The 21,536-nt window shown below is 73.4% G+C and carries 23 protein-coding genes; 12 read left to right on the top strand and 11 right to left on the bottom strand.

Going from position 1 to position 21,536, the window contains the following annotated elements:
• The first annotated feature begins 43 nt into the window (after nucleotides 1–43).
• From KBX63_RS23055 to ung, 6 genes are all read left to right on the top strand, one after another.
• Nucleotides 44–412, top strand: coding sequence for a holo-ACP synthase (locus tag KBX63_RS23055; RefSeq protein ID WP_210913994.1), 369 nt, complete (start codon nucleotides 44–46; stop codon nucleotides 410–412).
• A 54-nt stretch (nucleotides 413–466) separates the two neighbouring features.
• On the top strand, nucleotides 467–1,936 hold the full coding sequence (locus tag KBX63_RS23050; RefSeq protein ID WP_210913989.1) for an NAD(P)H-hydrate dehydratase: 1,470 nt from the start codon (nucleotides 467–469) through the stop codon (nucleotides 1,934–1,936).
• Nucleotides 1,937–2,025: 89 nt separating this feature from the next.
• Entirely contained in the window at nucleotides 2,026–3,144 is a 1,119-nt protein-coding gene (gene alr, locus KBX63_RS23045) for an alanine racemase (protein WP_210913984.1), read from the top strand.
• Nucleotides 3,141–4,247, top strand: a complete 1,107-nt coding sequence (locus KBX63_RS23040; protein WP_210913981.1) for an alpha/beta fold hydrolase — start codon at nucleotides 3,141–3,143, stop codon at nucleotides 4,245–4,247. The genes alr and KBX63_RS23040 overlap by 4 nt, the downstream gene beginning before the upstream one ends.
• Entirely contained in the window at nucleotides 4,244–4,726 is a 483-nt protein-coding gene (gene tsaE / locus KBX63_RS23035) for a tRNA (adenosine(37)-N6)-threonylcarbamoyltransferase complex ATPase subunit type 1 TsaE (protein WP_210913977.1), read from the top strand. Before KBX63_RS23040 ends, tsaE begins: the two co-directional genes overlap by 4 nt.
• A 68-nt stretch (nucleotides 4,727–4,794) precedes the next feature.
• Entirely contained in the window at nucleotides 4,795–5,496 is a 702-nt protein-coding gene (gene ung / locus KBX63_RS23030; RefSeq protein ID WP_210913971.1) for a uracil-DNA glycosylase, read from the top strand.
• A 36-nt stretch (nucleotides 5,497–5,532) separates the two neighbouring features.
• On the opposite strand, the gene KBX63_RS23025 is transcribed toward ung, so the two are convergent.
• The gene (locus KBX63_RS23025; protein ID WP_210913970.1) at nucleotides 5,533–6,297 is read right to left on the bottom strand and encodes a helix-turn-helix domain-containing protein; all 765 of its coding nucleotides are present in this window, start codon (nucleotides 6,295–6,297) and stop codon (nucleotides 5,533–5,535) included.
• A 342-nt stretch (nucleotides 6,298–6,639) separates the two neighbouring features.
• On the opposite strand from KBX63_RS23025, the gene tsaB reads away from it, so the two are divergent.
• The 6 genes from tsaB (at nucleotide 6,640) to KBX63_RS22995 (ending at nucleotide 12,699) form a co-directional block, all read left to right on the top strand.
• On the top strand, nucleotides 6,640–7,317 hold the full coding sequence (gene tsaB / locus KBX63_RS23020) for a tRNA (adenosine(37)-N6)-threonylcarbamoyltransferase complex dimerization subunit type 1 TsaB (protein WP_210913964.1): 678 nt from the start codon (nucleotides 6,640–6,642) through the stop codon (nucleotides 7,315–7,317).
• Nucleotides 7,318–7,319: 2 nt separating this feature from the next.
• The gene (gene rimI / locus KBX63_RS23015) at nucleotides 7,320–7,793 is read left to right on the top strand and encodes a ribosomal protein S18-alanine N-acetyltransferase (RefSeq protein WP_210914193.1); all 474 of its coding nucleotides are present in this window, start codon (nucleotides 7,320–7,322) and stop codon (nucleotides 7,791–7,793) included.
• Nucleotides 7,786–8,832, top strand: a complete 1,047-nt coding sequence (gene tsaD / locus KBX63_RS23010; protein WP_210913957.1) for a tRNA (adenosine(37)-N6)-threonylcarbamoyltransferase complex transferase subunit TsaD — start codon at nucleotides 7,786–7,788, stop codon at nucleotides 8,830–8,832. The genes rimI and tsaD overlap by 8 nt, the downstream gene beginning before the upstream one ends.
• Before the next feature lie 14 nt (nucleotides 8,833–8,846).
• Nucleotides 8,847–9,101 (top strand): hypothetical protein, encoded by a 255-nt coding sequence (locus KBX63_RS23005; protein ID WP_074314499.1) that lies wholly within the window; start codon nucleotides 8,847–8,849, stop codon nucleotides 9,099–9,101.
• A 92-nt stretch (nucleotides 9,102–9,193) separates the two neighbouring features.
• Nucleotides 9,194–10,894, top strand: a complete 1,701-nt coding sequence (locus KBX63_RS23000) for an ABC transporter ATP-binding protein (protein ID WP_210913956.1) — start codon at nucleotides 9,194–9,196, stop codon at nucleotides 10,892–10,894.
• Nucleotides 10,894–12,699, top strand: a complete 1,806-nt coding sequence (locus KBX63_RS22995; protein WP_210913952.1) for an ABC transporter ATP-binding protein — start codon at nucleotides 10,894–10,896, stop codon at nucleotides 12,697–12,699. Before KBX63_RS23000 ends, KBX63_RS22995 begins: the two co-directional genes overlap by 1 nt.
• 29 nt (nucleotides 12,700–12,728) lie before the next feature.
• Here KBX63_RS22995 and KBX63_RS22990 read toward each other — a convergent pair whose 3' ends face one another.
• From KBX63_RS22990 to KBX63_RS22945, 10 genes are all read right to left on the bottom strand, one after another.
• Nucleotides 12,729–13,469: a DUF4142 domain-containing protein gene (locus KBX63_RS22990; protein ID WP_210913950.1), complete on the bottom strand. Its 741-nt coding sequence runs from the start codon at nucleotides 13,467–13,469 to the stop codon at nucleotides 12,729–12,731.
• A 125-nt stretch (nucleotides 13,470–13,594) separates the two neighbouring features.
• Nucleotides 13,595–13,903: a DUF1707 domain-containing protein gene (locus tag KBX63_RS22985; RefSeq protein WP_210913949.1), complete on the bottom strand. Its 309-nt coding sequence runs from the start codon at nucleotides 13,901–13,903 to the stop codon at nucleotides 13,595–13,597.
• A 19-nt stretch (nucleotides 13,904–13,922) separates the two neighbouring features.
• The gene (locus KBX63_RS22980; protein ID WP_210913947.1) at nucleotides 13,923–15,104 is read right to left on the bottom strand and encodes an ROK family protein; all 1,182 of its coding nucleotides are present in this window, start codon (nucleotides 15,102–15,104) and stop codon (nucleotides 13,923–13,925) included.
• Between the two features lie 22 nt (nucleotides 15,105–15,126).
• On the bottom strand, nucleotides 15,127–16,389 hold the full coding sequence (locus tag KBX63_RS22975; protein ID WP_210913942.1) for a sugar ABC transporter permease: 1,263 nt from the start codon (nucleotides 16,387–16,389) through the stop codon (nucleotides 15,127–15,129).
• A complete protein-coding gene (locus KBX63_RS22970; RefSeq protein WP_210913938.1) occupies nucleotides 16,386–17,210 on the bottom strand; it encodes an ATP-binding cassette domain-containing protein in 825 nt (274 codons plus the stop codon). The genes KBX63_RS22975 and KBX63_RS22970 overlap by 4 nt, the downstream gene beginning before the upstream one ends.
• 116 nt (nucleotides 17,211–17,326) lie before the next feature.
• Nucleotides 17,327–18,421: a sugar ABC transporter substrate-binding protein gene (locus tag KBX63_RS22965; RefSeq protein ID WP_210913935.1), complete on the bottom strand. Its 1,095-nt coding sequence runs from the start codon at nucleotides 18,419–18,421 to the stop codon at nucleotides 17,327–17,329.
• A 178-nt stretch (nucleotides 18,422–18,599) separates the two neighbouring features.
• Nucleotides 18,600–19,079 (bottom strand): Cys-tRNA(Pro) deacylase, encoded by a 480-nt coding sequence (gene ybaK / locus KBX63_RS22960; protein ID WP_210913933.1) that lies wholly within the window; start codon nucleotides 19,077–19,079, stop codon nucleotides 18,600–18,602.
• 10 nt (nucleotides 19,080–19,089) lie between these two features.
• Complete coding sequence (locus KBX63_RS22955) at nucleotides 19,090–20,292, bottom strand: methyltransferase domain-containing protein (RefSeq protein WP_210913919.1); 1,203 nt, start codon at nucleotides 20,290–20,292, stop codon at nucleotides 19,090–19,092.
• Nucleotides 20,293–20,335: 43 nt separating this feature from the next.
• Nucleotides 20,336–20,524 carry a DUF397 domain-containing protein gene (locus KBX63_RS22950; RefSeq protein ID WP_210913918.1) on the bottom strand — a complete coding sequence of 63 codons (189 nt, stop codon included), beginning with the start codon at nucleotides 20,522–20,524 and terminating at the stop codon, nucleotides 20,336–20,338.
• On the bottom strand, nucleotides 20,515–21,315 hold the full coding sequence (locus KBX63_RS22945; RefSeq protein ID WP_210913913.1) for a helix-turn-helix transcriptional regulator: 801 nt from the start codon (nucleotides 21,313–21,315) through the stop codon (nucleotides 20,515–20,517). The genes KBX63_RS22950 and KBX63_RS22945 overlap by 10 nt, the downstream gene beginning before the upstream one ends.
• Nucleotides 21,316–21,536 lie beyond the last annotated feature (221 nt).

Genomic DNA, 21,536 nt, shown 5'->3' with positions numbered 1-21,536 from the left:
CCGACGGCTAATCTGCCGCCCCCGCCGCCGGTAGGGTGGGTTGGTGATCGTCGCTGTCGGCATCGACGTCGTTCTGGTCGACCGGTTCGCCCGGTCCCTCGCGCGGACGCCGCTGCTCGCCGACCGGCTCTTCACCGAGGCCGAGCGGTACACCCGCTCCGGCAACCCGCGCTCACCGGAGTCGCTCGCCGCCCGCTTCGCCGCCAAGGAGGCCGTCGCCAAGGCGCTCGGCGCGCCCGCCGGGCTGAGCTGGCACGACTGCGAGATCGTGCCCGACCCGGACGGCCGCCCCTGGCTGACGGTCTCCGGCACGGTGGCGGCGGCGGCCGTGGAGCGTGGGGTCAACCGCTGGCATCTCTCGCTGTCGCACGACGGGGGGATCGCGTCGGCGATGGTGGTCGCGGAACGGTGACGTCGGCCGGGTTGGGCCGTCCCGGCCCGCCCGCGAGCGGAATGGGACGGTGGCATGAGATCGGTGTGGCGGGTGGCCGACGTACGGGCGGCCGAGGCGGGGCTGATGGGCACGCTGCCGGAGGGCACGCTGATGCAGCGGGCCGCCGCCGGGCTGGCCCGGCGGGCCGCGCTGCTGCTCGCCGAGCGGGGCGGGACGTACGGCGGGCGCGTGCTGCTGCTGGTCGGCTCCGGCGACAACGGTGGCGACGCGCTGTACGCCGGGGCGCGGCTGGCTCGTCGGGGCGTCACCGTGTCCGCCCTGCTGCTCACCCCCGGGCGGGCGCACGCCGCCGGGCTGGCCGCGCTGCGGGCCGCCGGCGGCCGGCTGGTGGACCGCCCGACCGGCCCGGTCGACCTGGTCCTGGACGGCATCGTCGGCATCGGTGGCACCGGCGGGCTGCGGACGAACGCGGACGAGGTGGTCCAGCGTCTCGGTGAGCTGCGGGGCCGGGACGGCGGTCGGGCCACCGTGCTGGCGGTGGACGTGCCGAGCGGCGTGGCGGTGGACACCGGGCACGTGCCGCTGGCCGCGTCCGGCCGGCCCACCGCGGTCGGCGCCGACGTGACGGTCACCTTCGGCGCGTTGAAGCCCGCCCTGGTGGTCGGGCCGGCGGCCCCGCTGGCCGGCCACGTGGAGCTGGTCGACATCGGGCTGCGGCCGTGGCTGCGGGGCACCCCCGCGCTGGAGGTCACCGAGTGGGCCGACCTGGTCGACTGGTGGCCGCGGCTGGGCCCGACGTCGGAGAAGTACAGCAGGGGCGTGGTCGGCGTGGCGACCGGCTCGGCGACCTACCCGGGTGCGGCGGTGCTCTCCGTCGGCGGGGCGCTGGCCGGGCCGACCGGCATGGTCCGCTACGCCGGCGGCGCCCGCGCCGAGGTGCTGCACCAGCACCCCTCGGTGATCGCCACCGGCCGGGTCGCCGACGCGGGCCGGGTCCAGGCCTGGGTCTGCGGCTCCGGGTTGGGCACCGGCGAGGACGCGGCCGCCGAACTGCGGGCCGTCCTGGCGGCGCCGGTGCCGGTGGTGCTCGACGCCGACGCCCTCACCCTGCTCGTCGACGGCTCGCTCGCGGACCGGCTGCGCAACCGGGACGCGCCGATCGTGGTCACCCCCCACGACCGGGAGTTCACCCGGCTCTGCGGGGAGGAGCCGGGAGCCGACCGGGTCGCCGCCGCGCTGCGGCTGGCCGCCTGGATGAACGCGGTGGTGCTGCTCAAGGGGGACCGCACGGTGATCGGCACGCCGGCCGGTCGGGCGTACGTCAATCCCACCGGCACTCCGGTGCTGGCCACCGGGGGCACCGGCGACGTACTGGCCGGGCTTCTCGGCTCGCTGCTGGCGGCGGGTGTGCCCGCGGACCGGGCGGCCGCCTCGGCCGCGTACCTGCATGGGCTGGCCGGCCGGGAGGCGGCCCGAGGCGGGCCGGTGACAGCGCCCGACGTGGCCACCGCGCTACGTCCGGTCGTCGCCCGGCTGGGCTGATCGCGCCGTTGCGGGCGGGATGGCCGGATCGGCGACCCGGGACGTGCGTCGCCGCCCGGGGTGATCACGGCGGAAAGTAGGCTGGGCGTATGTGGCAGGCCGAGGTGCGCGTCGATCTTGACGCGATCCGTGAGAACGTGAGCCGACTCCGGTCCGGCACCGACGCCGAGCTGATGGCGGTGGTGAAGGCCGACGGGTACGGCCACGGCATGATCCCGGCCGCCCGGGCGGCGGTCGACGCCGGGGCGGACTGGCTCGGTGTCTGCACCCTCGACGAGGCGCTCACCCTGCGTCGGGCCGGGGTGGCCGTGCCGGTGCTGGCCTGGCTGCTCGCGCCCGGGCTGCCGCTGCACGAGGGCGTCACCGCCGGGGTGGACCTGGCGGCGGCCAGCCTGCCGCAACTGAACGAGATGATCGAGGCGAGCCGGCGTGCCGAGCGCCCGGCCCGGCTGCACCTGAAGATCGACACCGGGTTGTCCCGGGGTGGGGCGACCGTCGCCGACTGGCCGGCGCTGCTGGACGCCGCCGCCAAGGCGCAGGCCGACGGCCTGGTCGAGGTGGTCGGTGTGTGGAGCCACTTCGTGTACGCGGACATGCCCGGCCACCCGACCACGGACCGCCAGTTGGCCGTCTTCCACGAGGGGCTGACGATGGTGGAGCGGGCCGGGCTGCGCCCGCGCTGGCGGCACCTGGCCAACTCGGCGGCCACCCTGACCCGGCCGGACACCCACTTCGACCTGGTCCGCCCCGGGCTGGCCGTCTACGGGCTCTCCCCGGTGGCCGGCGAGACGTACGGGCTGCGGCCCGCGATGACCGCGCGGGCCCGCGTGATGCTCACCAAGCGGGTGCCGTCGGGCACCGGCGTCTCCTACGGGCACACCTACACGACGGCGAACGACGCGAACCTGGCCGTGGTGCCGCTCGGCTACGCCGACGGGGTGCCCCGGCACGCGTCCAACAGCGGACCGGTGCAGCTCGCCGGCGCGCGGCGGACCATCTCCGGGCGGGTCTGCATGGACCAGTTCGTGCTGGACTGCGGCGACGACCCGGTGGCCGACGGCGACATCGCGACGCTGTTCGGCAGCGGCGCCGACGGCGAGCCGACGGCCGACGACTGGGCCGAGGCGGTCGGCACGATCAACTACGAGATCGTCACCCGGTTCGGCAGCACCCGGGTGCCCCGGGTCTATGACGGCGAGCGGCCATGAATTTGTACCGCATCCCGCGACCGCGGACCGCTGCCGGTCGGGTCGCCGGGCTGGTCGGCGCCGCGGTCGGGGTGGCCGCGGCCGGCCTGGCGGCCGGCGTCGCGACCGAGCGCACGCTGGTCCGTCGGCTCAAGGCCGACCCGACCGACCGCTACGCGCACGAGACGTTCGGGGAGCAGCGGTACGACGACGCGTTCCGGCTGGAGCTGCCGGACGGCACCGACATCCACGTCGAGGTGGTCGAGCCGACCAGGCCGGTGCCCGGGCGTCCGACGGTGGTGCTGGTGCACGGCTTCTGCCTGGACATGGGCACCTTCCACTTCCAGCGCCAGATGCTCGCCGCGCGCGGCGACTACCGGATCGTCGCGTACGACCAGCCCGGTCACGGCCGGTCCGGCCGGCTGGAGACCGGGGAGTACGACCTCGCCGCGCTCGGCCAGACGCTGCGCCGGGTGATCGACCGGACCACGCCCGAGGGGCCGCTGGTGCTGGTCGGCCACTCGATGGGCGGCATGACCATCATGGCGTTCGCCGAGTTGTTCCCGGAGCTGTTCGGTGACCGGGTGGTGGGCACCGTGCTGATGGCCACCTCGGGTGGTCTGATCGCGGAGACCAAGCTGGTCGCGCCGGCGTTGCTCGGCCGGGTCGGCGGCCCGGTGCTGTTCATGGTCAGCAACGCCACCCGGTACGGCGGGCCGGTGATCGACAAAGCCCGCAAGTCGACCTCGAACGTGGCCTGGCTGCTCACCCGCAAGTACGGCTTCGGCACCCGCAAGCCGAGCCCGGCGCTGGTGTCCTACGTGGAGACGATGAACTCCCGGACGTCGGCCGACACGGTGACCCGCTACCTGCGGACCCTGGCCACCCACTCGCGCTTCCCGGCGCTCGCGGCGCTGGCGGCGACTCCGGTGCTGGTGGTGGTCGGCGACAAGGACATGATCACGCCGGTGACCCACTCGGAGGAGATCGTCCGCCGGTTGCCGCACGCCGAGTTCGTGAAGATCAAGGACAGCGGTCACGTGGTGATGTTGGAGCACGCGGACGAGGTCAACGGCGCCCTGGCGCGGTTCCTGGAGTCATTGCAGAGCGTGGAGGAACGGTGAGTCACGTCGTCAAGCTGCCGACCGTCGAGGACACTCGGGACTTCGGCCGGCGGCTGGCCGGGCTGCTGCGCGCCGGCGACCTGGTGCTGTTGACCGGCCCGTTGGGCGCCGGCAAGACCGCCCTCACCCAGGGCATCGGCGCCGGGCTCGGTGTGCTCGGGGACATCACCTCGCCGACGTTCGTGATCGCCCGGGTGCACCGGCCCGACCCGGCGCGGGGCGGCCGGGTGGCCCTGGTGCACGCCGACGCGTACCGGCTGGGTGACGCCACGGACCCGCGCGCCGAGATCGACGACCTGGACCTGGACGCCTCGGTGGACGAGTCGGTGACCGTGGTGGAGTGGGGCGAGGGCCTGGTGGAGCAGTTGGTGGACGCGCACCTGCGGGTCCGCATCGACCGCCGCGACGACGACACCCGGATCGTCGAACTCGACCCGGTCGGTGGCGACTGGGCCCGGCGGCTCGCCGACCTGGCTTAGGCCGCCGGGTCGCTGTCGTACCGGATGCCTAGAGTGCGGGGACCGACCCGCGCTGTGAGAGGTTCCTGATGTCCGACGATGCCCCCGCCCTGGATCTGCTGGCTCTGCTGCCGGAGCAGTGGCGTGCCGTGCTCACACCCCACCTGGATCCGGCCCGCACCGCCGCGTTGGCCGAGTTCGTCGCCCGGGAGTACGCGACGCAGACCGTCTTCCCGCCGCTGACGGATCTGTTCTCCGCATTCCGGCTCTGCCCGCCGCAGGGCACCCGGGTGCTGATCCTCGGGCAGGATCCGTACCACCGGGCCGGCCAGGCGCACGGGCTGAGCTTCAGCGTCCGGGACGGGGTGACGGTGCCGCCGTCGCTGCGCAACGTCTTCAAGGAGTTGGGCGAGGACCTGGGCGTGCCCAAGCCGCGCAGTGGCAACCTCGACGGCTGGGCCGCGCAGGGCGTGCTGCTGCTCAATTCGGTGCTGACGGTCCGTCAGGCCACCCCGGGCTCGCATGCCAACTCCGGCTGGGAAGAGTTCACCGACGCCACGATCCGCGCGCTGGACGCGTCACCGGACCGGGTGGTCTTCCTGCTCTGGGGCGGGTACGCCCGCAAGAAGGCCGCCCTGGTCACCAACCCGCAGCACGTGGTGCTGGAGGCCGGTCACCCCAGCCCGATGAACCCGCGCGGCTTCCTCGGCAGCCGACCGTTCAGCGCTGCCAACAAGGCGCTCGCCGACGCCGGCCTGCCCACCATCGACTGGGACCGCACCGCCGGCTGACCTGCCCGGTCCCGGCCGCGCGACCGTCGTTCTGCCCTACTGCCCGGCCGGGCCGCTCCTGCTGCCACGCGGGTCTGCCCCGGCCTGGGCCGCCGGGTCAGTCCCGCCAATCAGTTGCCGAGTCCGGTAGCGGCGCAGCAGGTCGCCGGCCCGCGGCTCGGTCAGCTCAAGCTCGACCAGCGGCACGACCCGGTAACCCCGCCCGGCGTGGCGTACCTCGATCGTCTCGGGCAGCTCGTCGCACATCGTGGCCCTGATCTCGCCGTAGCGGGTCGTCCACAGGTGCTCGCCATGCTCCTCGGGCTCCAACCACACCCCGCCGAACTCACCCCAGCGGGCGTTCCACCGCTGGCCGCAGGCGGCCTCCAGCCAGCGGGTGAACCGTTTCGAGTCTTGCCAACGCACGGCGATCTCCAGCGCCTCAACCGGCACCGGCGCACCCTGCAACAGCGCCGCCATGCTTCCGGTGATCACCTGTGGGAAGTCGGTGAGCCGGTCCAGCATCCGGTGCAGGCCCAACTCGTCGATCCGCTCGGCGATCGGCCGGGCGGCCAGGTCGTCGATCCGGGCGTCGAGGTGTGCGTCCAGCGGCTCGATCCCGACGACCAGCTGCACGTCCATCGCGGCGAGCAGCGCCTCGAGCACGGCGATGCTGGGCGCGCGTTTACCGCATTCGATCCGGGCCACCGCCGCCTGGCTGACCCCGGCCAACTCGGCCAGCTCACATTGGCTCAGCTCGCGTAGGTGCCGTCGCTGTCGGATAGCGGTGCCGAGCACAGTGACAAGGCGCGTGGATGGCATCCCGGGATGATGGACCAGGCCGGGCGGTGACGGATACCGCTGAGGCGGATTGGCGACTGGCCGGCTTCCGTCCGAGACCCGGTGAGCGATGACGTGCCCTCGACGGCTGGGCACGCTCTGATGAGCGTTATACCTGTGAGTCATAACTATGACTCACAGGTATAACGCTCATTGGGGGCGTGGGCGTCCGGCGGGGCGTGGGCGTCCGGCGGGGCGTGGGCGCCCGGCGGGGGCGTGGCCGGGCGGTCACCCGCTTGCGGGCGGTAGCCCGGTTCGGGCGGCGGCATGGCAAGTGGCAGGGCGTGACCGGGGGTGGCGGCGGGGCGGCTAGGCTGGCTAACCGTGCTCGTACTCGTGGTGGACAGCTCGACCCCCGCGGTGACCGCCGCGCTGGTGGAGGTCTCGGCGGACGGTGTGGCGTCCCGGGCGCACCGGTGCACGGTCGACGCCCGCGCGCACGGCGAACTGCTGGCGCCCCAGGTCGACGCGGTCCTCGCCGACGCCGACGCGCGCCCACAGGACCTGGCTGCCATCGTCGCCGGGCTCGGGCCCGGGCCGTTCACCGGGCTGCGGGTCGGCCTGGTCACCGCCGCCACCATGGGCCAGGTACTCAACATCCCGACGTACGGCGTCTGCTCGCTGGACGGCATCGGCTACCCGGCGGCAGTCGGCGAGCCGGTGCTGGCCGCCAGTGACGCTCGCCGCAAGGAGCTCTACTGGGCCGTCTACGACGGCGCCGGCCAGCGGATCGTCGGACCCGAGGTGTCCACGCCCGTGGTGGCCGCCGCCCGCGCCCGGGAACTGGGAGCGACGGCCGCGATCGGCGACGGTGCCCACCGGTACGCCGAGACTCTGGGCCTGCCGGTCCGGGTCGAGCCGCGCTATCCGGACGCCACCGTGCTGGCGCTGCTCGCCGCCGAGCGGATCCGGGCCGGCGCACCCGGTGAGCGGCTCACCCCGCTCTACCTGCGCCGTCCGGACGCCGTGGTGGCGACCGGCCGCAAACCGGTCCTCCCGTGAGCGTGCGACTGGACCGGTTCCGCTGGTGGCACATCGACCAGGTGCTGCCGATCGAGGCGGACCTCTTCGGGGCCGAGCAGTGGTCGCCGGGCATGTTCTGGAGCGAGCTGGCCAACAGGCACCACTACCGGGTCGCCACCGACGACGACGGCACCGTGCTGGGCTACGCCGGGCTCGCCGGGGCCCCGCCGGACGAGGTGTGGGTGCAGAACATCGCGGTCCGCCGCGACGCCCAACGGCGCGGCGTCGGCCGTGCACTCCTGGAGGAGCTGCTCGCCGAGGCGGCCCGGGTCGGCGCCCGCAGCACCCTGCTGGAAGTCGCCGTGGACAACGCCCCCGCCCAGCGGCTCTACGCGACGTACGGATTCGAGCCGATCGGGGTGCGGCGCGGCTACTACCAACCGAGCAACACCGACGCGCTGGTCATGCAGCGCGTCGCCGAGCCGACCGGGAACGGACCACACGACCATGGCTGACGAACCGCTGATCCTGGGCATCGAGACCTCCTGCGACGAGACCGGCGTCGGCATCGTGCGGGGGCACACCCTGCTGGCCGACGCGCTCGCCTCCAGCGTCGAGGAGCACGCCCGGTTCGGGGGCGTGGTGCCCGAAGTGGCCAGCCGGGCCCACCTCGAGGCCATCGTGCCGACCATGGACCGGGCGCTGACCGAGGCCGGCGTCACCCTGGCCGACATCGACGCGATCGCGGTCACCTCCGGCCCCGGGCTGGCCGGCGCGCTGCTGGTCGGCGTCGCCGCCGCCAAGGGGTACGCGCTCGCCGCGGAAAAGCCGGTGTACGGCGTCAACCACCTGGCGGCGCACGTCGCCGTGGACACCCTCGAGCACGGTCCGCTGCCCGAACCCGCCATCGCGCTGCTGGTGTCCGGCGGGCACTCGTCCCTCCTGCTGGTCGACGACCTGGCCCGGGGCGTCACCCCGCTCGGTGCCACCATCGACGACGCGGCCGGCGAGGCGTTCGACAAGGTCGCCCGGCTGCTCGGACTGCCATTTCCGGGCGGCCCGCCCATCGACCGCGAGGCCCGGGCCGGCGACGCGGCCGCGATCGCCTTCCCGCGCGGGCTGACCGCCGCCAAGGACCTCGCCGCGCACCGGTACGACTTCTCGTTCTCCGGACTGAAGACGGCGGTGGCCCGCTGGGTCGAGGCGCGCCAGCGCGCCGGCGAGCCCGTGCCCGTGGCCGACGTGGCCGCGTCCTTCCAGGAGGCGGTCTGCGACGTGCTGACCACCAAGGCGCTCGCCGCCTGCCGCGCGAACGGAATCGAGACCCTGGTCATCGGCGGGGGCGTGGCGGCGAACTCCCGCCTGCGGGCGTTGGCCGAGCAGCGGGCCGAGAAGTACGGCATCCAGGTCCGGGTGCCCCGACCGAAGCTCTGCACCGACAACGGGGCGATGGTTGCCGCTCTCGGGTCGCACCTGGTCGCCGCCGGAGTCGCGCCCAGCCGGCTGGACCTGCCGGCCGACTCGGCGCTGCCGTTGACCACGGTCAGCGTGTGACGGGGGCGACGGACATGATCGTGCGGATGTGGGAGGCGCGCGCGGAGGCGTACGGCGTCGCCGACCTGATCACCTGGGTGTGCGACACCGCCCTGCCCGAGTTGGAGCACGACCCGCTGCACGTGTCCAGCGAGGTCTTCTCCTCCACCGACCACCGGGTCGTGGTCATCTCCAAGTGGCGCAGCAACCCGCGCCCGCTACCCGAGCCGCCCGCTCTGCTGGTGGCCCGCGCCCCGCACTCCTGGGACTTCACCCAGGTCGACCGCTGACCCCGCCGACCCGCTCATCGCAGTGAGCTGCGGCACCTTCGGGCGGTAATTGATTCGCCCGGGCCAGGGTCGCCGCCTAGCGTCGAGCCGCTATGCGCTTCTCACCGGCCGGCGAACCCGGCGTACCCGATACCCGGTCGGCGACCCGCTACCTGATCTGGTTGGCCGGCCGGCACAAGCGGCTGTTCACCGCCGGCATCGCGCTCGGCGTGGTGTGGATGGTGGCGCAGGCGCTGATGCCGGCCGCCGTCGGCCGGGCCGTCGACGGGTTGGCACGCCGCGACGAGGACGCCCTGCTCACCTGGGGTGTGGTGCTGCTCGGGCTGGGCGTGCTCCAGGCCGGAGCCGGGATCCTTCGGCACCGCTGCGCCGTGCACAACTTTCTGGCCGGGGCGTACCGGACGGTGCAGTTGACGGTGGAGGCGGCGAACCGGCTCGGCGCCGCGCTGCCCCGCCGGGTGGCCGCCGGCGAGGTGGTGAGCATCGGCACCTCCGACATCGGCCAGATCGGGAACGCCATCGACATCACCGCCCGGGGCACCGGTGCGCTGGTCGCGATCGCCACCGTCGCGGTGATCCTGCTGAACGCCTCCGTGCCGCTCGGGCTGGTCGTGGTGCTCGGCGTACCGTTGCTGATGGCGGTGGTGGCGCTGCTCATCCGGCCGCTGCACCGGCAGCAGCAGGCGTACCGGGACGCGGAGGGAGCGCTGACCACCCGGGCCGGCGACATCGTCTCCGGGCTGCGGGTGCTGCGCGGCGTCGGGGGCGAGCCGGTGCTCTCCGCCCGCTACCGGGCCCGGTCGCAGGAGCTGCGCACGCGTGGCCTGCGGGTGGCCCGGGTCGAGTCGCTGCTGGAGGCGGCGCAGGTGCTGCTGCCCGGCGCCTTCCTGGTGCTGGTGACCTGGCTGGGTGCCCGGTTCGCGCTGCGCGACCAGATCAGCGCCGGGCAACTGGTCGCCTTCTACGGCTACACCGCGTTCCTGGTCAACCCGCTGCGCAACCTCACCGAGGCGGTCGACAAGCTGACCCGTGGGCACGTGTCGGCCCGCCGGGTGGTCCGGCTGCTGCGACTCACCCCGGAGCTGGTCGACCCGGCGCAGCCGGTGACGCTGCCGGACGGGCCGGGGGAGCTGGCCGACCCCGGCTCCGGGGTGGTGCTGCTCCCCGGCCGGTTCACCGCGCTGGCCGCCACCGTCCCCGAGGACGCGGCCGCGATCGTGGACCGGCTCGGCCGGTACACCGATTCGGACGCCACGCTGCACGGCGTACCGCTGCGGTCGCTGGCGCTGGCGACGGTGCGCGCGCGGATCCTGGTGGCCGACAACGACGCACATCTGTTCACCGGCCGGCTCCGCACGGAGCTGGACCCGCACGACCGGGGCGACGACGCGGCACTCGCCGCGGCGCTGGTCGCGGCGAGCGCGATGGACATCGTCGATGCGCTGCCCGACGGGCTGGACAGCCCGGTGGCGGAGCGTGGCCGGGAGTTCTCCGGGGGCCAGCGGCAGCGGCTGCGGTTGGCCCGCGCGCTGGTCGCCGACCCGGAGACGTTGCTGCTGGTCGAGCCGACCAGCGCGGTCGACGCGCACACCGAAGCCCGGATCGCGCGGCGGTTGGCTGACGCGCGCGCCGGCCGGACCACCCTGGTCTGCACCACCAGCCCGCTGGTGCTCAGCCGAGCCGACCGGGTGATCTTCGTGGAGGACGGCAAGGTGGTGGCCGAGGGGACGCACGCCGAGCTGCTGGACGGCGAGCCGCGCTACCGGGCGACGGTCAGCCGGGAGGAGGACTGATGGCCACCGCACTGCCGGTCGCAGACGCGCGGCAGGTCCGCCGGTACGCGCGCACGCTGGTCCGCCGGCACCCGCGCGCGCTGGCCGCCGCGCTCGGCCTGCACGCGCTGGCCGCCGCCGCCGGGCTGGCCGCGCCGCGGCTGCTCGGCGACCTGGTGGAGGGCATCTCCCGAGGTGTCGGACAGTCCACCGTGGACCGGATCGCGCTGCTCATCGGCGGTTTCGTGCTGGCCCAGTCGGTGCTGGTCCGGTTCGCCCACCTGGCCTCGGCCCGGCTCGGTGAGCGGGTCCTCGCCGAGCTGCGTGAGGAGTTCGTGGACCGGGTCCTCGACCTGCCGCTGGCCACCGTCGAGCGGGCCGGCACCGGTGATCTGCTCACCCGCACCTCCCGGGACGTCTCCGCGCTGTCGCGGACCGTCCGCCTGGCGGTGCCCGAGACACTGATCGCGGTGGTCACCACCGGCTTCGTCATCGGCGCGCTGCTGTTGATCGGCCCGCTGCTCGCGCTGCCCTGCCTGCTGGCGGTGCCGCTGCTCTGGGCCGGCACCCGCTGGTACCTGCGTCGCGCCCCCGCCGGCTACCTGCGGGAGAACGCCGCGTACTCGGACATCACCGACGGGATCAGCGAGACCGTCGAGGGCTCGCGGACCACCGAGGCGTTGCGGCAGCAGGCGCGCCGCCGGGCCCGCACCGACGTGGACGTCCGCCGTTCGTACGCGGCGGAGCGGTACACCCTCAACCTGCGGACCGTCTTCTTCCCGGTGGCCGAGATCGGGTACGTGGTGCCGGTGGTCGCCACGCTGCTGATCGGCGGCTGGTTCTATCTGCGGGGCTGGGTCAGCCTCGGTCAGGTCACCGCGGCCACCCTCTACGTGCAGCAGCTGGTGGACCCGGTCGACCGGCTGCTGTCCTGGCTGGACGAGCTCCAGGTGGGTGGCGCCTCGATGGCCCGCCTGCTGGGTGTGGCCCGTACCGGCGACAGCCCCGCCGCCGACGCGCGGCCCGCCGGCACCGCCCCGGCCCCTGCCGCAGCCGTCGACGGCGGCGCGGACCAGCTCGCCGCCCGCGACGTCCGGTACGCGTACCGGACGGGGCGGGACGTGCTGCACGGGGTGACCCTGGTCCCGCGACCGGGGGAGAAGCTGGCCATGGTGGGGCCGTCCGGTGCCGGCAAGTCCACCCTGGGTCGGCTGCTGGCCGGGGTGCACGCCCCGCGCAGCGGGTCGGTGACCGTGGGCGGCCGACGGCTGGACGAGCTGCCGCTGGACGAGCTGCGCTCGCATGTCGCCCTGGTCACCCAGGAGCACCACGTCTTCATCGGCTCGCTGCGGGAGAACGTGGCCATGGTCCGGCCGGGCGCCGACCCGGCGCGGGTACGGGCGGCGCTCGCCGCGGTCGCCGCCCTGGACTGGGCCGAGGCGCTGCCCGACGGGCTGGACACCGTGGTCGGCGCCGGTGGCCACCCGCTCTCCCCGGCGCAGTCGCAGCAGGTGGCGCTGGCCCGGCTGGTGCTGGCCGACCCGCACACCCTGGTGCTGGACGAGGCGACCTCGCTGATCGACCCGCGTGCCGCCCGGGAGCTGGAACGCTCCCTGGCCGCCGTGCTGGCCGGCCGTACCGTGATCGCCATCGCGTACCGGCTCTTCTCCGCACACGACGCCGACCGGGTGGCGGTGGTGGAGGACGGCCGGATCACCGAGCTGGGCCCGCACGACGAGCTGGTGGCGGCCGGTGGCTCGTACGCGGCGCTGTGGCGCTCCTGGCACCACAGCGACGAGCCCGGCGACCGGCCCGCCACCGGCTAGGTGGCCACCAGCGAGGCGGCCGCCGACGGTCAGCTGCGGCGCAGCATCCGGTAGGTGGCGATCCCGCCGGTGCCCAGCGCGGCGAGGAAGACCAGCCAGACGACTGTGCTGCTGACCCCGACCTGGGGGCCGGTGTTCGCGGCGGCGGCGGCCAGCAGCCCGTCGTTGCCGGGGGCGGGCAGCGCCGCCGGCGGCAGCTCCGGCCAGCGGACCAGATTGGTGCTCTCCAACATCTGCATGTGGTGCAACACGAAGCGGTTGGCGTCGTCGCAGAGCTTGCGGACGGTGGCGTCCCGGGTGCTCGCCCGCACCGCGCCGATCACCGGGAAGATCTTGCCGTGGGCCACCCGGAGCCGGGTGACGAAGATCTGATCGAACCGGGCGCCGGAGGCGTTCTGCATCTCCGACAGCCAGCCCTTCTGCTCGGCGGTCGGTTCGGACGGGATGGCCGCGCCCAGCTTGTTGGCGGCGTTCACGACGAGCTGGTCGAGCTGCTGGTGCTCGTTGGCGATGCCCGCGCCGATCTCCCGGACCTTGGCCGACTGCCCCTTCTCGGCGGCCATCTGACCGGCCGGCATCTCCCACAACCCGGCCAGCCGCACACCGTTGAGCAGGGTCATGTCGGCGGCGTTGAGCTGCTGCCCGCCGGCGGGCGCGGCGACGGCCACGCCGGGCAGTACGCCGACCCCCGCGATGACGGCGATGAGCAGCATCGCCGCCCGGTGGGTCCGGTTGCCCAGCCGGCGACGGGGGGATCTGAGCGGTGCCATGTCTGCGGTGCCTCCTCGGTCCGGACAGAAACGCGTCTGGACCGGGCAGCCGCATGCCGCCGGCTGCCCGTCCGTCCACTGATACGGACTGACCGCCTGATCAGTTCACCGGTCGGCGGCGCGGATCAGCGGGTGACGGCGAGGAAGCCGCCGAGCAGCAGCAGGGTGAGCGCGGCGACGGCGAAGAGCACCAGCAGCTCCCGGCGGCCGTGCCCGGCGTGATCGCCGCCGGGCGACGCGTCGGCGGCCGGGCTGGGCAGGGCCGGCAGGTCGCGGGTCAGGGCGGCCAGGTCACCGAGGGTGCGGGAGGTCCACACCGCGCCGACCCGGTCGGAGAACTCGTCCAGGGTGAGCCGGCCCGCGGTGGTGTGCCGGTGCAGCTCGGCGACCACCCGGTTGCGGTCGTCGTCGGAGGCGCGCAGCTCGACATCCACGCCGGACAGGGTACGCGGATCAGCCCACATCGAGGGGGTCGGCGAGGAGCCGCTCGAAGGCCAGTTCGGCGGCGCCGATCAGGGGCGCGTTCGCACCCAACTTCGGGGTGCGCAACCGGACGTGTTCCAGGCAGGCGCCGAGCGCGTTGGAGTTGAGCCGGCTGCGGATCTGGGCCGCCGCGGCGAGGTAGAGGTCGCGCATGGTGCCGCCGAAGATGACCATCTCGGGGTTGAAGACGTTCACCAGGTTGGCCACCCCGAAGCCGAGCCAGTCACCGGCCTGACGGACCGCCGTCTGGGCCCGGGCGTCGCCCCGGTCGGCGGCGTCGAAGACCGCCAGCAGCGCGTCCCGGCCCCGGGCGTCGGAGCGTCCGGCCGCACGGAGCAGGCCGTGCTCGCCGATCTCGGTCTCCCAGCAGCCCCGGGAGCCGCACTCGCAGGGCATGCCGTCGCGGACCACCTTCATGTGGCCGACCTCGCCGCCGTACCCGCCGTGCCCGGTCAACCGACGTCCGCCGGCGATGATGCCGGCGCCCACGCCGACGTCGCCGTACAGGTAGATGACGTTGTCGCAGCCGGCGGCGACACCTCGCGCGTGCTCGGCGAACGCGGCCACGTCGGCCACATTGCCCACCGTGATGGGCACGTCGATGCCCAGCTCGGCGCCGAGCGCCGCGCCGATCGGCTCGTCCACCCAGCCGGTGGTCGGGCCGAGTCGGACCAGGCCGTCGTCGCGGCGGACCATGCCGCAGACCGCGACGCCGGCGCCCACGCAGATCGCGTCGTGCGGCACGCCCTGCTGCATCTCCTTGACCGCGCCGGCCAGCAGCGGCGCCGCCTCCGCGGCGAGCAGGCCGCGCGGTCGGTCCAGCTCCCGCTGGTCCAGCACCGCGCCGCCCAGGCCGATCCGGGCGGCGCGCAGCCGATCCACCTCCATGGAGTACGCGTACGCGAACACCCGGGCCGACTCGGGCCGGACGACCAGCGACGGTCGCCCGGCCCGGCCGGTCTCCCTCGGTGCTCCCTCGCTGACCAGCCCCACGCCGGCCAGGTCGGCGGTGAGCGCGCCGATGGTGCTCCGGTTCAGGCCCAGCGTGGTGGTGAGCTCGGCACGTGTGGTCGCCCCGTGGACGTGCACGTGTCGCAGCAGGGCCCCGAGGTTCTGCCGTCGGACCTCGTCCTGGCTTGGTGCCGGGCGCATCGCGGTGCCACCTACCGCGCGGTCAGCGGGTGCCGGTAGCGGCGGCGCGGCGGCGGGAGAGAGCGTCCACGCTGGCGGCGAGGAGGAGCACGACGCCGGTGACCACGTACTTGACTCCCGCGCTGTACCCCATCAGACCCATTCCGTTTTCGATGACCGCGACCACCGCGCCGCCGAGCACGGCGTCGAGGACGCGGCCCTTGCCGCCGAAGAGGCTCGTGCCGCCGATGACGGCCGCGCCGACCGCGTAGAGCAGTACGTTACTGCCACCCGTGTTCGGGTCGACCGAGTTGGCCCGACTGGCCGCCACGATGCCGCCGACGGCGGCCATGGACGAGCAGATCACGAACACCGAGATCCGGATCCGGTCGACGTTGATGCCGGCCCGGCGCGCCGCTTCCCGGTTACCGCCCACGGCGTAGATGTGCCGGCCGTAGCTGGTGCGTTGGAGCACGAAGGTCCAGACGATCAGCAGCACCGCGATGACCGGCACCACGATCGGCACACCCTTGAGCGAGACGATCAGTACGTTGCGGCTGCGCTCCAGATTGAGGACGTACACCGCCGTGCCGAGGATGATGGCGAGCCCGGCGATCCGGAGCGCCACCACCGCGATCGGGTCGGTGATCAGACCGAGGGCCACGCGGTTGCGGTGGCGCAGCAGTTGCACCGCCGCGTAGCCGACGACTGCGAGGACGGTCAACGCCCAGCCCAGGGTGGGGGCGAGGTTGCGGTTGGCGATGGCGACCAGCACCTCGTCCCGGACGGAGATGTTGGTGCCCTCCTTCACGAGCAGCAGCACGATGCCCTGGAAGGCGAGGAAGCCGGCGAGGGTGACCACGAAGGACGGAATTCCGATCTTCGCGACGAGCAGACCGAGGCCGGTGCCGATGACCAGACCGGTGGCGACCGCGGCGAGCACGGCCACCCACCAGGGGTAACCGAGCACGGTGACCACATTGGCCAGCACCGCGGCGCAGACCCCGCTGGCGAAGCCGGCGGAGAGGTCGATCTCGCCGAGCAGCAGCACGAAGACCAGGCCCATCGCGATCAGCGTGACTGCGGCGCCCTGGGTGAAGAGGTTGGCGAAGTTGCCGGCCGACAGGAACGACGACGGCCGCATGACCGCGAAGACCGTGCAGAGCACGAGCAGGCCCAGCACCGCCGGCAGGGCGCCGACATCACCGCCGCGTACCCGGCTCAGGTAGGTGCGGACGTGGCCTCCGACGGTCGGCGGCGGTGTGACGGCCGCGGGGCCGTCCTTCCGCACGGCGGTGGTGGTCATCGGTGGCCTCCTGAGGTCGAGTCGGCCGGCTGCGCGCCGTTGCCGTTGCCGCCCGTGCCCGCGTCGGTGGCGAGGCCGAGCCCGCCCGAGCGCCCGGCGGTGATCAGTTCGACCACCTGGGCGTGGGTGATGTCGGTGGTCTTCACCTGGGCGACCATCTGGCCGAGGTACAGCGCGGCGATCCGGTCGGAGACGGCGAAGACGTCGTTCATGTTGTGCGAGATGAGCACCACGGCCAGGCCGTTGTCGGCGAGCCTGCGGACCAGTTCGAGCACCTGGGCGGTCTGCGCGACGCCGAGCGCCGCGGTCGGCTCGTCCAGGATGACCAGCCTGCTGTTCCACAGCACCGCCTTGGCGATGGCCACGGTCTGGCGCTGACCGCCGGAGAGGCTGGAGACGTGCTGACGCAGCGAGGTGACGGTGCGGATGGAGAGACCGGCCAGCGTCTCGGCGGCGAGCTGTTCCATGGTCGGCTCGTCCAGGACGATGCCGCTGCGCTTCTCCCGGCCGAGGAACATGTTCTGCACGATGTCGAGGTTGTCGCAGAGCGCGAGGTCCTGGTAGACGACCTCGATGCCGAGCGCGGCGGCGTCGCGGGGGTTGCCGATGTGGACTGGTTCGCCGTTGAACAGGACCTCGCCGGCGTCGGTGGGGTGGATGCCGCTGATGCACTTCACCAGGGTCGACTTGCCAGCTCCGTTGTCGCCGACCAGTGCGGTCACCTCGCCTGGGTGGACGGTGAAGGCGACATCGCGGAGCACCTGGACGGGACCGAAGCTCTTGTCGATCCCGCGTAGCTCCAGCAGGGGGGTCGCGGACACGGGGATTCTCCTTCGCGAGGGAGGGGCGGGGCCCGTCCGGCGGGCGCCGCCCGGCACGGGAGGGGTGCTCCCGTGCCGGGCGGCGATGGTCGTCCCGGCGGGTACTGCGGCGTCGGTCAGCTGATGCCGGCGTCGGCGCAGAGCTTGGCGTACGTCCCGGTGCAGACCTCTTCCTTGGTCACGTAGCCGTCGGCGATGACGTCCTTGACGTTCTCCTTGTAGATGGCCTTGGGGGTGAGCAGCACCGAGGGGACGTCCCGGCCGCCCTCCGGGTCCTTCACCGTCTGGCCGGTGTCCTTCTTCTCACCCTTGGCGAGCGCGATGGCCAGGTCGGAGGCGGCCTTCGCCTCTTCCCGGACCGCCTTGTAGACGGTCATGCACTGGTCACCGACGAGGATGTTCTGCAGGCCCTCCGGGGTGGCGTCCTGCCCGGTCACCGGCACCTTGCCGTTGAGCTTGTTCTTCTTGAGCACCGAGATGGCCGCGTTGCCGAGACCGTCGTTGGCGGCCAGCACGCCGTCGATCTTGCCGTTGGCCTTGGTGAGTTGCTGCTCGAAGATCGTCGCCGCCTGCGCGTTGTCCCAGGCCGGCACGGCGTCCTCCGGGCCCTTGATGTACTCCTTGGCGTCGAACTTCGGCTTGAGCACCGAGTCGTAGCCGTTCTTGAACAGGGTGGCGTTGTTGTCGGTGGGGGAGCCGTTCAGGTACGCCACGACCGGGTTCTTGGCGCCCTGGTCGGTCAGGCACTTGGCCAGACCCTCGCCCTGGAGCTTGCCCACGGTCTCGTTGTCGAAGCTGACGTAGTACTGGGCCGAGCCGCCCAGGGTGAGCCGGTCGTAGTCGATGGTGGCGACGCCCTGCGACTTGGCCTTGTCGAGCACGGCCTTGCCGGTGCCGGAGTCCAGGTTGACGATCATCAGGGCGGTGACGCCGCTGGTGATCATCTGGTCGGCGATGGTCTGGAAGGCGGTCTTGTCGTTCTGGGCGTTCTGGATGTCGTACTGGACGCCGGCGGCCTTGAACGCCTCTTCCAGGAACCGACGGTCCGCGCTCTCCCAGCGGGCGGAGGACTTGCTGTCCGGAAGGATCACGCCGATCTTGGGGGTTTTGGCGGAGCTGGCCTGGTCGTCGCCGGAGTCGCCGCCGCAGGCGGTCATGCTGCCGGTCGTGAGCAGGCCCACGGCGGCGATGGTGAGGAGCCCCTTACGCATGTGCAGGGTCCTTTCGGGGGTGGGGGAGGTGTTGTTTTGTTGTGCCCGGCAACGTATTTCGCATCACACCGAATCCACAAGACCGGCGGTGCGTCAAGTTTGTTGGGAGCGATAACAATTCAGCAACGCGACTGTCACTCCCCGGCCATTCAGGGGAGATGACGATGGGCGGCAGCCGTCAGCGGGTCTGCAGCGCTGCCGTGCGCGCCTCGGCCAGCGCCACCAGATCCGCCGCGGCCAGTTCGAGATGCAGACCGCGCCGGCCAGCGGAGACATAGATCGTCGGCAGGTCGAGCGCGGAGACGTCCAGCACGGTGGGCAGTCGCCGGCGCTGCCCGAGCGGGCTGATCCCGCCCCGCACGTAGCCGGTCGCCCGCTCGGCGACCGTCCGATCGGCCAGCGCCGCCCGCTTGCCGCCGACGGCCGCCGCGAGCGCCTTGAGGTCGAGCTCGCCGGTGACCGGGACGACCGCCACGGTGAGCGCGCCGTCGACCTCGGTCACCAGCGACTTGAACACCCGCTCCGGGGGTACGCCGAGAGTCGCCGCCACCAGCGCGCCGTAGTTCGGCGCGTCCGGCGCCACCCGGTAGGGGTGGGTGCGATGCGCGATCCCGCGCTTGACCAGCAGTGCCGTCGCCGGAGTGCCCTGTCCCGCCACGCCGACGAACCTAGTCGACCGGCTGGCAGATCAGAACGGTCGGTGCCCCGGCGACCCGGGTGAGCACCAGGCTCGCCGCGGCGTCACCGGTCAGCCGCAGGTCCCGCCGGAGCTGCTCCGGGGTGAGCGCGGACCCCCGCTTGAGGATCTCCACCCGGCCGACCCGGCGGTCCCGCAGGAGAGCCCGCAGGCGCTTGAGCGAGAACGGCAGCACGTCGGTCACCTCCAGGCAGCGCGCGTACGGGGTGCGGGTCGGATGGTCGGCGTAGAGGTAGGCGATGCTCGCGTCGCCGAGGGTGGCGTCCAGCTCGCCGGCCAGCTCGGCGACGAGGTGCGCGCGGACCACCGCCGGATCCGGGTCGTACAGGTAGCGGCGCGCCGGGCCGACCGGAGCCTCAGCGGCACCCGAGCCGGTGAGCTGGTGGCGGCGGGTCTCGTCGCCGCCCGCTCCCTGCCGGTAGAGCGTGGCGCGGCGGGGCACCTCCGCCAGCTCGCCGCACCAGAGCGCCGCCTCGACCAGATCGCCGTCCACGCCGACCCACTCCGCCTCCGCGCCGGCCGGGATGAGCGCGTGATCCAGTCCCGGCGCCACCTTGACGACGGTGCGTGGCACCCTTTCGGCGAGCCCGGTGACAAAATCCCACGGCGGAGAGTAGGCGCGCGGGTCGAAGATCCGCCGCCCGGTCCCGGCCCGGCGCCGGGCCGGGTCGCAGAAGACCCCGTCGACCCGGGAGACGTCGAACGTGGTGGCGTCGCCGCACTCGACCGTGAACAGCTCGGCGAGCCCGGCCGCTGCGGCGTTGGCGGCGGCCATCGCGGCGGTCACCGGGTCGGCCTCCACCCCGTACACCCGGATGCCGGCGCGGGCGGCGGCGAGCGCGTCGGCGCCGAGACCGCACCCGAGGTCGGCCAGGGTGCGCACGCCGGCGTCGCGGAGCCGGGCGGCGCGGCGGTCGGCCACCACCCGGCGGGTGGCCTGCTCCAGCCCGGCGCGGGTGAGGAACATCCCGGCGGCGGCCGGGCCGAACTTGCCGACCGCCCGATGGCGCAGGTCGGCCTGGGTCAGCGCCGCCGAGGCCAGTGCCGGCGGCACGCCGGTCGCACGCAGGGCGGACGCCGCGGCCAGGGGGTCACCGCCGGTCAGCCCGGCCGCCGCCGCGAGCGCGGCCGACCCCTCGGGGGTACGCAGCGCCGCCAGCTGGTCGAGATCCACCCGGTCATTGTCCCGGGCGGGTCGGGCTGGCCGGACGGTGGTGTCAGTCGGTGGGCGTGGCGGCGACGAACGCCCGCCAGCTCGCCGGGGTGAAGGTGAGCGCCGGCCCGGTCGGGTCCTTGCTGTCGCGCACGGCGACCACGCCGGGCAGGTTGTCGGCGACCTCGACGCAGGCGCCGCCGTTGCTGTTGCTGCGGGATGCCTTGCGCCAGGTGGCGTGGGTCAGGTCCATGTCTGCACCACTTCCTCGATCAGCCGGGCGGACTGCCGGCATGGCAGCGCCTCGCCGGTCACAGTCTCCCAGCGCCGCTCCAGGGCGGCAACGTCGTTCGGGCTGTCCACGGTCTGCCCCCGGAGCTGGTTGTCCAGCTGGACCAGCTCGGCCCCGTTGTTGAGTCGGGCCAGGATGAAGGGACCGTTGAGCCCGACATGCCAGGGGGTGTCGGCGGGCACGACCCGGACCTGCACGTTCGGTGCGGTGCCCACGGCCAGCAGGTGCTGGAGCTGATCGCGCATGATCTCCCGGTCGCCGAGTTGCCGGCGCAGCGTGTGCTCCTCCAGCACCGCGACCAGGTGCGGACGCGGCTCGGCGGTCAGCAGGGACTGCCGGGCGAGCCGGGCCACCACGCGCGTCTCCACCTCCTCGGCGGTCAGCTCGCCGCCCACGCCGAGCATCGCCCGCGCGTATCCCTCGGTCTGGAGCAGGCCGGGGATCACCGTGGGGTCGTACCAGCGCAGCGCCACCGCCTCCCGCTCGTTCTCGTCCCACGGACGGAACCAGTCCGGCGCGGCGTGGAAGCGGATCAGCTCCAGCATGCCGACGAAGAGACCGCCGGTGTCCAGGGTCGAGTCGATGCGGCCGACGTAGTCCGGCTTGACCGGGCTCTGCCCGGTCTCGACCGCACTCACGTACGACGATGAGTAGTTGACCAGCTTTCCCAGCTCCTCCTGGCTGAGCCCGCGCGCCTGGCGTGCCCGGCGTAGCTGTTCGTGCAGGAACGTCAGTGTCGGTATCCGGGACACCCGGCTCCGCTTTCCGCGGCTTCCGGTGGTGGCAACCGACGGTAGGGAGACGGCCACTCCATGACGAGGTGCTCCCGGCGTGTTGCGGTAACGACTGGCGGAACTGTGGCGACACGTCGGACGGTGCGTTGGCACTCTCCTTGACGGAGTGCTAGCCACGGAATAACCTGCGATTAGCACTCTCACCCTGAGGGTGCCAGCTTCCGGGTCTCGCGACCCGG

The sequence above is a fragment of the Micromonospora sp. U21 genome (assembly GCF_018070045.1).
Classification (GTDB): Bacteria; Actinomycetota; Actinomycetes; order Mycobacteriales; family Micromonosporaceae; genus Micromonospora.
Note: the sequence above shows the minus strand (reverse complement) of the source record. Positions and strands in the feature narration are given on the sequence as shown.

Excerpts from the sequence above, each read along its gene's own strand:
- KBX63_RS23050 (WP_210913989.1), top strand. The coding sequence starts at position 467 with ATGAGATCGGTGTGGCGGGTGGCCGACGTACGGGCGGCCGAGGCGGGG.
- alr (WP_210913984.1), top strand. The coding sequence starts at position 2,026 with ATGTGGCAGGCCGAGGTGCGCGTCGATCTTGACGCGATCCGTGAGAAC.
- KBX63_RS23040 (WP_210913981.1), top strand. The coding sequence starts at position 3,141 with ATGAATTTGTACCGCATCCCGCGACCGCGGACCGCTGCCGGTCGGGTC.
- ung (WP_210913971.1), top strand. The coding sequence starts at position 4,795 with ATGTCCGACGATGCCCCCGCCCTGGATCTGCTGGCTCTGCTGCCGGAG.
- KBX63_RS23025 (WP_210913970.1), bottom strand. The coding sequence starts at position 6,297 with ATGCCATCCACGCGCCTTGTCACTGTGCTCGGCACCGCTATCCGACAG.
- tsaD (WP_210913957.1), top strand. The coding sequence starts at position 7,786 with ATGGCTGACGAACCGCTGATCCTGGGCATCGAGACCTCCTGCGACGAG.
- KBX63_RS23005 (WP_074314499.1), top strand. The coding sequence starts at position 8,847 with ATGATCGTGCGGATGTGGGAGGCGCGCGCGGAGGCGTACGGCGTCGCC.
- KBX63_RS23000 (WP_210913956.1), top strand. The coding sequence starts at position 9,194 with ATGCGCTTCTCACCGGCCGGCGAACCCGGCGTACCCGATACCCGGTCG.
- KBX63_RS22995 (WP_210913952.1), top strand. The coding sequence starts at position 10,894 with ATGGCCACCGCACTGCCGGTCGCAGACGCGCGGCAGGTCCGCCGGTAC.
- KBX63_RS22990 (WP_210913950.1), bottom strand. The coding sequence starts at position 13,469 with ATGGCACCGCTCAGATCCCCCCGTCGCCGGCTGGGCAACCGGACCCAC.
- KBX63_RS22980 (WP_210913947.1), bottom strand. The coding sequence starts at position 15,104 with ATGCGCCCGGCACCAAGCCAGGACGAGGTCCGACGGCAGAACCTCGGG.
- KBX63_RS22975 (WP_210913942.1), bottom strand. The coding sequence starts at position 16,389 with ATGACCACCACCGCCGTGCGGAAGGACGGCCCCGCGGCCGTCACACCG.
- KBX63_RS22965 (WP_210913935.1), bottom strand. The coding sequence starts at position 18,421 with ATGCGTAAGGGGCTCCTCACCATCGCCGCCGTGGGCCTGCTCACGACC.
- KBX63_RS22950 (WP_210913918.1), bottom strand. The coding sequence starts at position 20,524 with ATGGACCTGACCCACGCCACCTGGCGCAAGGCATCCCGCAGCAACAGC.